Below are 12,991 nucleotides of genomic sequence, written 5' to 3'. Positions count from 1 at the left end.
GACCGGGCATTTGTCAGCCGTTTAATGAAGGACTGCCCGTGAAAGCCCGATCTGATGAGCTACAGATTTTTGTCAGCGTGATCGAGTGCGGCTCGATTTCCGCCGCCGCCGAAAAAGTCGGGCAAACGCCATCGGCGGTCAGCCGCACGTTGTCGCGCCTGGAAGCCAAGCTCGACACCACCTTGATCAACCGCACCACGCGGCGCATGGACCTGACCGAAGAGGGCAAGTACTTCTTCGAACAGGCCAAGGTGATCCTGGCGCAGATGGACGAGCTGGAAGAGCGCCTGTCCTCGCGCCAGAAAAAACCGGCCGGGCGCCTGCGTATCAACGCCGCCGTGCCGTTCATGCTGCATGGGATCGTGCCGTACATCGCCGAGTTTCGCAGCCTCTACCCGGATATCCAGCTGGAGCTCAACAGCGATGATTTGATCATCGACCTGCTGGAGCAAAGCACCGACATCGCCATTCGCATCGGCGCCCTGGCCGACTCGACCCTGCATGCGCGCTTTTTGGGCAGCACGCCGCTGCATATCCTGGCCAGCCCCGGCTACCTCAAGCAGTTTGGCACGCCGACGACCGTTGCCGAGTTGGCTGATCACACCTTGCTGGGCTTCACCCACACCGAAACCCTCAACCACTGGCCGCTGCGCCATGGCGAAGGTGACCGCTGGCTGATCCAGCCCGGCGTCAGCGCGTCCAGTGGTGAAACCTTGCGGCAGTTGGCGCTGGAAGGGCAGGGCATTGCTTGCCTGTCGAACTTCATGACGGTGCACGACCTTGAAGCCGGGCGCCTGGTGCCGTTGCTGGAGTCGTTCAACAGTGGCTATCGCCAGCCGATCCACGCGGTGTTCTACCGCAACTCGCAATTGGCGTTGCGCATCCAGTGCTTTCTGGACTTTATTCAGGCCAAGCTGGCGCGGTATGCGAGCTGATTCGTGATCTGAGCGCAAGAGTGAATTGGGCCGCACGGGCTTATTCGACAGCGGTGTGGGTTGGATACTGGACGCATTACTTACCCAGTCAGGAGCAACCTCCATGAATGTATTCGTTACCGGCGCCGCAGGGTTTATCGGCGGTTCCATCGCTACCGGCCTGGTCAACGCCGGCCATCACGTCACCGGCCTGGTGCGCAGCGCTGAACAAGCCACCGAAATGACCGCCCTGGGCATCACGCCCGTGATGGGCACCCTCGATGACGCCGTCGTATTGACCGAGCAGGCGCACAAAGCCGATGCGGTAATCAATGCCGCCAGCAGCGATCACCGCGCCGCCGTGGAAGTCTTGTTGGCAGCCTTGAAAGGCTCTAACAAGCCGTTCCTGCACACCAGCGGTTCGAGCATCGTGGGCGATGCGTCGGGCGGCAAGGCCAGTGAAACTATCTACTTCGAAGACAACCTGCCTGAGCCGACCGTCGACAAGGCCGCCCGTGTGGCCATCGACAACCTGATTCTCGCGGCCGCCAACGACGGCGTGAATTCGGCGGTGATCTGCAACACCCTGATCTACGGCCACAGCCTGGGCGTGAAGCGTGACAGCGTGCAATTGCCGCGCTTGCTCAAGCAGGCACGCAAAAGCGGGGTGGTGCGCCATGTGGGCCCTGGGCAGAACATTTGGTCCAACGTGCATATTGAAGACGTGGTGGCCTTGTATCTGCTGGCGTTGACCAAGAACGTACCGGGCACTTTCTATTTTGTGGAAAGCAGCGAAGCGGCGTTCATCGACATGACCACGGCGATTGCCCAAGCCCTAAACCTGGGCAAGCCACAGGATTGGCCATTGGCCGAGGCTGAGGCCGAGTGGGGCTATGAAATGGCCAACTACGGGTTGGGCTCCAATAGCCGAGTGCGTGGCAAGCAGGCCCGTGAATTGTTGGGGTGGGCACCTAAGCGCACTTCGGTGGTGGAGTGGATTCGCGACGAGATGGTGTGATGTTCGCTTAGCACCGCGGTGCTGCCTTCGCAGGCAAGCCAGCTCCCACATTGTTCAGGTGTGAACCCTGTCAAATGTGGGAGCTGGCTTGCCTGCGAAAGGGGCGACTCGGTGCATCGGACCAGACACTTCACTAGCCCCACCCGCCGCAATTCCGTACCATTCCCCGCCTTATCCCCCGCAATTCCCTGGTACTCCATGAACCTCACCCGTCTGCGCGCCGACGCCCTGGCCGGCCTCACCACGTCTTTCGCCTTGCTGCCCGAATGCATCGCCTTTGCGCTGGTGGCCCATCTCAACCCGCTGATGGGCCTCTACGGCGCCTTCATCATTTGCACCCTCACCGCATTATTCGGCGGCCGTCCCGGTATGGTGTCCGGTGCGGCAGGTTCGATGGCAGTGGTGATCGTCGCGTTGGTGGTGCAGCACGGCGTGGAGTATTTGCTGGCGACGGTGTTGCTCGGCGGGTTGATCATGGTCGCTTTCGGCCTGCTGCGCCTGGGCAAGCTGGTGCGCATGGTGCCGCATTCGGTGATGCTCGGCTTCGTCAACGGCCTGGCGATCATCATTGCGCTGGCGCAACTGGAGCATTTCAAGAGCGGTGAAACCTGGCTCAGCGGCACGCCGCTGTACGTGATGGCCGGGCTGGTGGCGGCGACCATGGCCATTGTGTACCTGTTGCCCCGCCTGACCCGTGCCGTGCCGCCCGCGCTGGTGGCGATTCTGGGGGTGGGCCTGGCGGTGTACCTGCTGGGTTTGCCGACCCGTACATTGGGGGATATGGCGCACATTGCCGGTGGCTTGCCGACCTTCGCGCTGCCGCAGATCCCCTGGACCCTGGAAACCCTTGGCATCATCGCGCCCTACGCGTTTTTGATGGCGATGGTCGGCCTGTTGGAAACCCTGCTGACCCTCAACCTCACCGACGAAATCACCGAGACCCGTGGTTATCCTGACCGCGAAAGCGTGGCCCTGGGCGCGGCGAATATGGTCTCGGGCCTGTTTGGCGGCATGGGCGGTTGCGCGATGATCGGGCAAACCGTGATCAACCTCAGCTCCGGCGGGCGTGGGCGTTTCTCCGGGGTGTTTGCCGGGGTGATGATTCTGTTGTTCATTCTGTTTCTGTCGCCACTGATCGAGCGGATTCCGCTGGCGGCGTTGGTGGGCGTGATGTTCGTGGTGTCGCAACAGACCTTCGCCTGGGCGTCGTTGCGGGTGATCAACAAGGTGCCGCTCAATGATGTGCTGGTGATTATGGCGGTGACGATCATCACCGTGTTCACCGACCTGGCCACCGCCGTGCTGTGCGGTATCGTCATCGCCGCGCTGAACTTCGCCTGGCAGCAGGCGCGGGAACTGTACGCTGATGAACATCTGGAGGCCGATGGCAGCAAGCTCTATCGGCTGCACGGCACGTTGTTCTTCGCCTCGACCACGCCGTTTTTGAATCAGTTCGACCCAGCCAACGACCCGGCCCAGGTCACGCTGGATTGCCGTCACCTGAGCTTTGTCGACTATTCGGCAATTGCCGCGCTGATGACCCTGCGCGAGCGCTACACCAAGGCCGGCAAGCACCTGCGGGTGCTGCATTTATCCGAGCGCTGCAAAAAGCTGCTCAAGCGCGCCAAGGTTCATCACGACTGAACCCCTTCCTCTGTAGGAGCGAGCTTGCTCGCGAAAATCGTCAACGATAACGCGGGCATTCTGATGCACTACGGCGTTCTCGGGTTTTTCGCGAGCAAGCTCGCTCCTACAGGGGGCAAGGTCGCGATTACGGGCCGACCAGGTCTTCCAGCTCCTGGGCACGGGTTTGGGTCATGTCCAGCACGCAGCCTGTGCCATTGACCTGATCAATCGTGCCGCCGGTGGCGCTGCCGGCGAAGGCGCAATTGGCGTCGCGGTATTTGATCCACAGGCGCTGCACGTCTTGCAGTTGTTGTTTGCGCGCGCCTTCCTGGGCGGCGAGGGCGGTCTTGTAGGCGCGGTTCAGGCGGTCGTCCTGCACCTTGGTTTGCTTGGCATTGCAATTGACCATGTCTGCGGTGGTATTGGCGCTGTCCATGCATGTTTTCAAGGCAGCGTTGTCGGCGGCATAAGCGCTGCCGCACAAGAGCAGGACGCTGGCGGCAATTGTGGTGCGAATCATGAGCGGTTTCCTGGGCAGTGGATGCGCAGTCTATGACTCAAGGGCGGCGTTTGAGTTTCCGCCTTCTCTGATCTTCATGTAAGAACACCCCTCGAATTTTCATCCGTTAACGTCGGGCATATCCCCAAGCGACAGCGCTTATCCGTGGGCGAAAATTACTTTCATAAAAATTGAAAATCCTCCTCGGGAATGATTTATGAGTTTCACAACCTATTCGACGTGACCCTTTCCGAGGAGTACCGCATGGCCGCATTACCGGGCTTCGGGCTGTTGGCATACGCTGCCATCGCCATCATTGCATTGATCGTGCTGATTGCACGCTACCGACTCAATCCCTTTATCGTGATTACCCTGGTGTCCATCGGCCTGGCGCTGATGGCCGGGATGCCAGCGGACACCATCATGGGTTCGTACGAGGCGGGTGTCGGCAAGACCCTGGGGCATATCGCCCTGGTGGTGGCGCTGGGCACCATGCTCGGCAAGATGATGGCCGAGTCGGGTGGCGCCGAGCAGGTGGCGCGCACGCTGATCAACCGCTTCGGTGAGCGCAATGCCCACTGGGCGATGGTGTGTATTGCATTCCTGGTGGGGCTGCCGCTGTTTTTCGAAGTCGGCTTTGTGTTGCTGGTGCCGATTGCCTTTACCGTGGCGCGGCGCGTGGGCGTGTCGATCCTGATGGTCGGGCTGCCGATGGTCGCTGGCCTGTCGGTGGTGCATGCGTTGGTGCCGCCGCACCCAGCGGCAATGATGGCGGTACTGGCCTATAACGCCTCGGTCGGGCAGACGGTGCTGTATGCGATCCTGATTGGCATCCCCACGGCGATCATTGCCGGGCCCGTCTACGCCAAATTCATCGTGCCGCACATTCACTTGCCAGCGGAAAACCCGCTGGAGCGCCAGTTTATCGAGCGTGAACCGCGTACGCGCCTGCCCAGTTTTGCGCTGACCATGGGCACTATCCTGTTGCCGGTGGTGTTGATGATGATCGGCGGCTGGGCCAACGTGATTTCCACGCCGGGCAGCGGGTTCAACCAGTTCCTGTTGTTTATCGGCAACTCGGTGATCGCCCTGTTGGTGGCGACCCTGGTGAGCTTCTGGACCTTGGGCCTGGCCCAGGGCTTTAACCGCGAGTCGATCCTCAAGTTCACCAACGAATGCCTGGCGCCGACCGCCAGCATCACCTTGCTGGTGGGCGCGGGCGGCGGGTTGAACCGCATCCTGGTGGATGCCGGGGTCACCCATGAAATCCTCGGCCTGGCCCATGCGTTCCAGTTGTCGCCGCTGGTGATGGGCTGGTTGTTCGCCGCGTTGATGCGCGTTGCTACCGGCTCGGCCACGGTGGCCATGACCACCGCGTCCGGGGTAGTCGCGCCGGTCGCCTTGGGCCTGGGTTATCCCCACCCTGAATTGCTGGTGCTGGCGACCGGTGCAGGCTCGGTGATCTTTTCCCACGTGAACGACGGCGGCTTCTGGCTGATCAAGGAATACTTCAATATGACGGTTATCCAGACCTTCAAGACCTGGACCGTACTGGAGACCTTGATTTCGCTGGTCGCCTTCGGCCTGACCTACGGTCTGTCCCTTTTTTTATGAGCCTGTAACCCGGAGCCCCCATGGACATCCTCTATCAGATCCGCGCCCGCCAGGACGCTTTCAGTGCCGGCGAAGGGCGTATCGCCAAGCTGATGCTTGAGGATGTGGGCTTTGCCGCCTCCGCCAGCCTGGAGGAACTGTCGCAACGGGCTGAGGTAAGTACCGCCACCTTGTCACGCTTTGCCCGCAGCGTGGGCTGCCGTGACTTGCGCGATTTGCGCCTGCAATTGGCCCAGGCCAGTGGTGTGGGCAGCCGCTTTCTCGACCCGGCGGGCAAGCCAGAACAGTCAGCGTTTCATCGGCAGATCCTGGGGGACATCGAGGCGACGTTGCGTCAGCACCTGTCGGGTTTCAACCAGCGCAGTTTTGGCGATGCGGTCAAGCTGTTGGGCAAGGCGCGGATGATCCATGCGTTCGGCATGGGCGGGCCGTCGAGCCTGTGCAGCGATGAGTTGCAGGTGCGCCTGGTGCGGCTGGGTTATCCGATTGCCGCCAGCCATGACCCGGTGATGATGCGTGTCACGGCGGCGACCCTGGGGCCCGAACATGCCGTCATTGTCTGCTCGCTCACGGGCCTGACCCCTGAATTACTTGAAGTGGTGACGCTGGCGCGCAACTACGACGCGCGGATCATTGCCATCACCCTTGCCGATTCGCCCCTGGCGCAGTTGGCAGATGTCGTGCTGCCGCTGCAATCGGCGGAAACCAGTTTTATCTACAAGCCTACTGCGGCCCGCTACGGCATGCTGCTGGCTATCGACCTGCTCGCCACTGAGTTGGCGCTGGCCCTGCCGGACGATAACCAGGAACGCCTGCGCCGGATCAAACTGGCCCTGGACGATTACCGCGGCGGCCCTGGCAGCCTGCCGCTTGGAGACTGATATGAAGTACGACACGTTGATTCGCCAGGCGCTGATCATCGATGGCAGTAACACCCCAGGGTATGTCGCCGATGTGGGCGTGCACGCAGGGCGCATCCGCACGATTGGCGACTTGTCCACAGCCCAGGCCGAGCAGGTCATCGACGCCCATGGCCGAGTATTGGCGCCGGGCTTTATCGACGTGCACACCCACGATGACACGGTGGTGATCCGCCAGCCGCAGATGCTGCCCAAGCTCAGCCAGGGCGTGACCACGGTGATTGTCGGCAACTGTGGCATCAGCGCCGCGCCGGTCAGTTTGCGCAGCGACCCGCCAGACCCGATGAACTTGCTGGGCAGCCGCGAAGCGTTCTCTTATCCACGGTTTGCCGACTACCGCGCCGCGGTGCAACGAGCCTGCCCGGCGGTGAACGTCGCCGCGTTGATCGGCCACACGGCGCTGCGCAGCAACCATATGGACGACCTGCACCGCACCGCCACACCCTATGAAATCGCGGCCATGCGCGTGCAGTTGCAGGAAAGCCTGGAGGCCGGTGCCCTGGGTTTATCCACAGGCCTGGCCTACGCCAGCGCGTTCAACGCCGAGACCGATGAAGTGCTGCAACTCACCCAAGAGTTGACGGCCTACGGCGCGGTCTACACCACTCACCTGCGCAGCGAGTTCGAACCGGTGCTGGAGGCGATGGATGAAGCGTTCTTGATCGGCCGAGAGGCGAGGGTGCCGGTGATCATTTCCCATCTTAAATGCGCCGGCGCCGGTAATTGGGGGCGCAGCCCACAGCTGTTAGCGGCCTTGGAAGCGGCGGCCAAAGATCATCCGGTGGGCTGTGATTGCTATCCTTATGCAGCCAGCTCCTCGACTCTGGACCTCAAGCAAGTGACCGACGCGTTTCGCATCACCATTACCTGGTCTACACCGCACCCGCACATGGGCGGGCGCGATTTGCAGGACATCGCTGGCGAGTGGAACGTTTCGCTGTTGGAGGCCGCTCGCCGTTTACAGCCGGCAGGGGCGGTGTATTACGGGATGGATGAGGCCGACGTTCGGCGCATCCTCGCGCATCCGTTGTCGATGGTGGGCTCGGACGGCTTGCCTGAAGACCCGTTTCCTCATCCACGCTTGTGGGGGGCCTTCCCACGGGTACTCGGGCATTTCAGTCGGGATGTCGGTTTGTTCCCTTTGCACACGGCGGTGCACAAGATGACCGGCTTGTCGGCGGCGCGTTTTGGGCTGGCCGAGCGTGGCGAGATCCGTGAAGGCTACTGGGCTGACCTGGTGTTGTTCGACCCCCTGCGGGTGCGGGATGTGGCGGATTTCACCGCACCGCAGCGCGCAGCTGAAGGGATTGATGGCGTGTGGGTCAATGGCGTATTGAGCTATCGCGATGGGCAGGCGAACGGCGCGAGAGCAGGCCGGTTCCTGGCGCGTAGCGGGGATTTGCGTGGTGGGTTTACGGCTCTATAGTGGGGCTTCTTTTATACGGAGCTGTCGCCATGCACTTAGGAAAAGTCGTCCCCATTCTGCGGATTTTCGACGAGGTCAAAGCCTTGGAGTTCTACGTCGACTTCCTGGGGTTCAAGGTCGATTGGCAGCATCGTTTCGAAGCGAATTTCCCGTTGTACCTTCAGGTCTCGCTGGGGGAATGCGTGCTGCATTTGTCCGAGCATCATGGTGATGCTTCGCCGGGGGCGGCTGTGCGAATTCAGGCCCAAGGGGTCGATGCGTATCAGCAGCAGTTGCTGGGCAAAGAGTACCGATATGCCAAGCCTGGGGTTGAGGACACGCCCTGGGGTTCGCGGGAAATGAGCATCCGTGACCCGTTTGGAAATCGGCTGGTGTTTGTCGAGGACAGCGAGGTCTGAAGGGTAAATGGCAGGCAAAAAAAAACCGCCTTAGTAGGGCGGTTTTTTATTGCAAACCCAGTGAGTGGCTGGGGTTTGCTATCTCAAAGGACGCATTGACCCGCAGGTGGATACTAACTGCCGGTCACGTCGTCACGCAAGACGGAACGATGGCCGGCATGGATCCTTTAGGCATCTTTCTCTTGCCTGATTTTGACTGCAAAAGCTTGCAATGAATCTATCGGCGATACTGGATATTTGACCACTGTTAGACACACCTTAGACGGGAATGTTGGTTAGGATCTTCCCCGTTCTGCGTTTGTCGCTTTTGGGGGGGCCGGGTACGCGCGCGAATTCTGGACTGACCGCCACGGGCTAGTAATCCGTGCCGGATTGATGCGGAAGGCCCACTAGCCCGGCCACCTCAAAGGACGCATTGACCCGCGTCCAAAGGCTCACGTGTTCCGGTAAGTGCGCTGGAGGTAAGGCCCAACTCAAGGAGGGCCGAGTATGTCTAAGTTTGCACGACGTACGTGGAACCTCGTAGTGAATGCTCTACGTGTTTATCACGTGTGGACATTCCTGCGGGACAGCTTTGATGACCTGTAAGGTCTGAGAAGTGGAGCCGCCTCGGCTTAAATTGAGGCGGCTTTTTTGGTTTTTTAAACCCGGAAATGACTGACCATCTGCTGCAACTGGCTACCCAACCGTGCCAGCTCCACACTCGATTTGGCCGTCTCATCACTGGCCGTAGCGGTCTGCTCGGACACGTCCCGCACATTCACGATACTGCGGCTGATCTCTTCCGCCACGGCGCTTTGCTGTTCGGCGGCCGCGGCAATCTGCTGGTTCATCGACTGGATATTCGACACGGTGCGGGTGATGTTTTCCAAGGATACCCCGGCCTTGCGCGTCAGTTCGACGCTACTGTCGGTCAGGCTGCGGCTGTTGTTCATCACGCTGGCGACTTGTTGGGTGCCGTTCTGCAAGCCTGCCACCAGGCCTTCGATTTCCTCGGTGGATTTCTGTGTACGCTGCGCCAGGCCGCGTACTTCGTCGGCGACCACGGCAAAGCCACGGCCGGCTTCCCCGGCACGCGCAGCTTCAATGGCGGCGTTGAGGGCCAGCAGGTTGGTCTGTTCGGCCACGGCCTTGATCACGTCCATCACGCTGCCGATCTTGTTGCTCTCTTGTTGCAGGTGCGTCATGGCGTCGGTGGAGCGCGCTACTTCGGCCGCCAGGCGTTCGATCTGGGCGATGGCTTCGGCCACCACTTTATCGCCTTCGCGGGCCTGGCCGTCAGCGTCGGAAGCGGCTTGGGAAGCTTGCTCGGCATTACGCGCAACTTCCTGCACAGTGGCAGTCATTTCATGCATCGCGGTGGCGACCTGATCGGTCTCGATCTTCTGGCTGTTCACGCCGGCGCTGGTTTGCTCGGTCACGGCTGACAACTCTTCGGCGGCGCTGGCGATCTGAGTGACGCCGTCGCGGATGCCGCTGATCAGCTCGCGCAAGGTGGTGCCCATGCGCTGGATGCCTTGCTGCAACACGCCCAGTTCATCACGACGGGTCACTTGGATATTGTGGCTCAGGTCGCCCGAAGCGATGCGTTCCACCACGGCCAGCGTCTCCTGGATCGGACGGGTGATCTGGCGCGTGATCACCCACGCGGCAATCACGCCGACCAACAGGGCCAGTAAGGTGCTGATCAACTGCAGGCTGCGGGCCTGGGTGCTTTCAGCGTCGCGACGTTCCAGTTGGATGTCGTACAGCTTGTCGCTGATCGTCACGATATCGGCGCCCTGGGTGGTCATTTCGGCACGGGCGGTGACGATATTGGCGTTGGCCGCTTTGTAGCTCTGTACCGCGCTGCGATAAGCAACGAGGGCGGTTTCAAGTGCTGACAACGCGCTTTGCTGCCCAGTACCGAAGGCAACGCTGAGGCCTTTCAAACCCGCCACAGCTTTCTCCAGCTGTGTAGCAGCGCGCGCTTCGGTTTCTGCGTTGGGGCTATTGGTATAGCCGCGCACCTCGTAGCGAGCCTGCAGGAATTCGTTCTTGGCCTGGGTCACGGCCAGGAACTGCGTGAAGCGCTCCGGGCTGTCGGGTGACTGCTGCACACTGGTTTCCAGCGCATTGATCTGTGCGTTGGCGATGTCTGCCTTGGCGCCCATGACGTCGCGCGCAGCATTGCCATTGCGATAGGCCTCGCGCATTTTGTTCAGGGACTGGCGGTAAGCGGTAATGACGGCTTTCTGCTCATTGAGCAGCTTGAGGTTTTCCGGGCTCTTGAAGCTGTCCAGCAATTTCTGTTGTTGAGCTGCGAAGGCATCCAGGCTGGTCTGCACGTTCTGCGCCACGGCCTCGTCGCCATTGGCCAGCATGTATTGCAAGCGCACGATACGCAGCTTGGTCAACGAGGCGTTGAGCTGAGTGATATCGCTCATCCAATTGCTACGGTCGATCAAGCCGCCCAGGCTGGTCCAGCCCGTGAGTGCGAGGACTGAAGTGAGGACCAACACCAGGCCGAAGCCCAGGCCGAGTTTGAGATTGACACTGATGTTACCGAACCAGCTGTTCATCGAAAGCTCCTTGAAGAGTGATGTCTGTCTGCTGGACGGTGTGTTGTTGTTTGAGCCAGCCAAGATGTGTAGGGCTGTATCGGCGGCAAAGGATGATTCTGAAGTACTTTTCTTGCGGGGTGACGAAGGGGCGCCATTACCGTGCCGCAATGGCGATCCGATGCGCTCAGGACTCCGCCGTGTTGGGCACCACGGTAAGCCTGAGGCAGGAGGCGGCGGCGTGGCTCAGGTGCACCCTATTGTGGGCAACCCGAGGGTGGCTGGCTTGGCCTGAAGGCTCGCCGCTGTTGGGGTTGACGTCAAAGCGCGGGAAGTTGCTGCTGGCGATATCCAGGCGCAACCGATGGCCGCGCTTGAACAGGTTGCAGGTGGCGAAAGGTTCGATCAGCACCTTGACCCGTTCGCCGGGCTCCAGGGCCGTCGGCTGTTCCCATGAGTCGCGATAACGGCAGCGGCGGATGCCGTCGGTGATGTTCATCGCAAAGCCCTCGGGGTAGTCGGCGCTGGGCGGGTACACGTCCACCAGCTTGGCGGTGAAGTCGGTGTCGGGAGCATCGCTGTCGATCCACAGCTCGATCTGCACGTCACCGGCGACGATCAGGTCGTCGTCCAGAGGCTCGGTCTGGAACACCAGAACGTCATCGCGCTGAGCCAGGGGGCGGTTATCCCCTTGGGTGCCGAAAAAGTCGGGACGCTCCCGTTGGTCGAAGGCCCCGCCAACAAACACAGGGGCGCCGGAGGTCAGCGCGCCGCCGATGGTCGGGACCGGGTGGGCGGGGTCGGCGCGGTAACTCAAGTGGGCGTCAGCCTCGACAGGTGCCGTGCGGCTCAACTGCCTGTGTGCATTCAGGTAGAGGGTCAATGTCTGGCTGCCGGGGAGTGGCCATTGCGTGGTGTGCAGCCAGCGGCCGCCATGCTGCAAACGTCCGTTCTCATCGCGGTTACCGCTGCCACCGCCCATCAGGAACACCTGCACGCTGGCCGTCGTGGTGTGAGGCGATGGTTTGAGGGAATGCTCGAACCACGCCAGGCGGCAACTGAGCCAATCCTGATCGACCTGCCCATCGAAGGTGGCTTGCTGGCCGAACTCCACATCGCCGCTGTGGCTGATATTGCGGTCGCCATGCAGCCATGGGCCCATCACCAACCGCTGGCGGGCAGTGCCGTTCTGGGTGAAGGCGCGGTAGTTGGCCAGGGTTGAACTGACGTAGGCGTCGTACCAGCTGGACATGAACAGTACCGGGATATCGGGCAGTTGCGCGTAGTGGCCTTCGGCGTAGATGCCGGACTGTTGCCAATATTCACTGAAGGTGCCCTGGGCCCATTGGTCCAACACATAGGTTTCGTATTCCGGCACGTGGCGAAGCGGCGATTGGCCGGGTTGCCATGGCATGCGCGTGAACCACTGATGGATATCCTCTTGCTCTAACGCCTCACGAATCTGAGGGTTGGCCAGGGCCGCCGGGCTTTCCTTGGCCTGGCGAAAGGCCCAGGTCGCTTGCTTGAGTTCAAAGGCGCCGCCTTGGCGAATCCCGCACTGGTAAGCATTGGCGAAGCCGCCGCTGTCCAGCACCATGCTGCCAAGGCCCGGTGGGTGCAGGCAGGCCATCGCCAACTGCGTGTGGGCCGCGTAGGACAGGCCCATGCTGCCGATCCTGCCGTTGCACCAGGGCTGTTGGACGATCCAGGCCAGGGTGTCGAAACCGTCCTCACCCTCGGCCGTGTATTTGGTGAACGTGCCTTCGGAGGCGTAGCGCCCACGGCAGTCCTGGAAGATCGCGACAAAGCCTTGCTCGGTAAACCGTGCGGCCATTTGTGCACGGGAGATGTGTTGGCCGTCGAGCTGTTTTTCCGAGCGCGAGGGCTTGCTTTTGTCGTAGGGCGTGCGTTCGATCACCACCGGAAACGGCCCTTTGCCGCCCGCTGGCAGGTAGATATCGGTGGCTAGGTGGATGCCGTCACGCATCGGGATCATTTGGTCAGGCAGAATTTGCATGCAGATAACACTCATCGAT

At 61.1% G+C, this 12,991-nt stretch carries 10 protein-coding genes; 7 read left to right on the top strand and 3 right to left on the bottom strand.

All coding sequences use genetic code 11. The features are described from left to right. Positions 1-38 precede the first annotated feature (38 nt). From QK296_RS20875 to QK296_RS20865, 3 genes are all read left to right on the top strand, one after another. Positions 39-935, top strand: a complete 897-nt coding sequence (locus tag QK296_RS20875; protein WP_120248525.1) for a LysR family transcriptional regulator — start codon at positions 39-41, stop codon at positions 933-935. 103 nt (positions 936-1,038) lie between these two features. Beyond that, complete coding sequence (locus QK296_RS20870) at positions 1,039-1,932, top strand: NAD-dependent epimerase/dehydratase family protein (protein WP_169856347.1); 894 nt, start codon at positions 1,039-1,041, stop codon at positions 1,930-1,932. A 198-nt stretch (positions 1,933-2,130) separates the two neighbouring features. Beyond that, the gene (locus tag QK296_RS20865) at positions 2,131-3,576 is read left to right on the top strand and encodes a SulP family inorganic anion transporter (RefSeq protein WP_034128761.1); all 1,446 of its coding nucleotides are present in this window, start codon (positions 2,131-2,133) and stop codon (positions 3,574-3,576) included. A gap of 127 nt (positions 3,577-3,703) precedes the next feature. On the opposite strand, the gene QK296_RS20860 is transcribed toward QK296_RS20865, so the two are convergent. Beyond that, on the bottom strand, positions 3,704-4,078 hold the full coding sequence (locus QK296_RS20860) for a lysozyme inhibitor LprI family protein (RefSeq protein WP_003194095.1): 375 nt from the start codon (positions 4,076-4,078) through the stop codon (positions 3,704-3,706). A gap of 243 nt (positions 4,079-4,321) precedes the next feature. Between QK296_RS20860 and QK296_RS20855 the strand changes: the two genes are divergently transcribed. From QK296_RS20855 to QK296_RS20840, 4 genes are read left to right on the top strand one after another with little or no spacing between them, the layout of a single operon-like run. Beyond that, complete coding sequence (locus tag QK296_RS20855) at positions 4,322-5,671, top strand: gluconate:H+ symporter (RefSeq protein WP_241666007.1); 1,350 nt, start codon at positions 4,322-4,324, stop codon at positions 5,669-5,671. 20 nt (positions 5,672-5,691) lie between these two features. Continuing rightward, a complete protein-coding gene (locus QK296_RS20850; protein WP_003194093.1) occupies positions 5,692-6,552 on the top strand; it encodes a MurR/RpiR family transcriptional regulator in 861 nt (286 codons plus the stop codon). A gap of 1 nt (position 6,553) precedes the next feature. Then, positions 6,554-8,017, top strand: coding sequence for a D-aminoacylase (locus QK296_RS20845; RefSeq protein WP_282391255.1), 1,464 nt, complete (start codon positions 6,554-6,556; stop codon positions 8,015-8,017). A gap of 29 nt (positions 8,018-8,046) precedes the next feature. Beyond that, complete coding sequence (locus QK296_RS20840; RefSeq protein ID WP_014719894.1) at positions 8,047-8,415, top strand: glyoxalase superfamily protein; 369 nt, start codon at positions 8,047-8,049, stop codon at positions 8,413-8,415. 641 nt (positions 8,416-9,056) lie between these two features. Here QK296_RS20840 and QK296_RS20835 read toward each other — a convergent pair. Both QK296_RS20835 and QK296_RS20830 read right to left on the bottom strand, forming a co-directional pair. Then, the gene (locus QK296_RS20835; protein ID WP_282391254.1) at positions 9,057-10,976 is read right to left on the bottom strand and encodes a methyl-accepting chemotaxis protein; all 1,920 of its coding nucleotides are present in this window, start codon (positions 10,974-10,976) and stop codon (positions 9,057-9,059) included. A gap of 166 nt (positions 10,977-11,142) precedes the next feature. After that, on the bottom strand, positions 11,143-12,972 hold the full coding sequence (locus tag QK296_RS20830) for a CocE/NonD family hydrolase (RefSeq protein ID WP_137203862.1): 1,830 nt from the start codon (positions 12,970-12,972) through the stop codon (positions 11,143-11,145). Positions 12,973-12,991: the final 19 nt, after the last annotated feature.

This window comes from Pseudomonas sp. AL10 (assembly GCF_029960685.1).
GTDB lineage: Bacteria > Pseudomonadota > Gammaproteobacteria > Pseudomonadales > Pseudomonadaceae > Aquipseudomonas > Aquipseudomonas lactis.
Note: the sequence above shows the minus strand (reverse complement) of the source record. Positions and strands in the feature narration are given on the sequence as shown.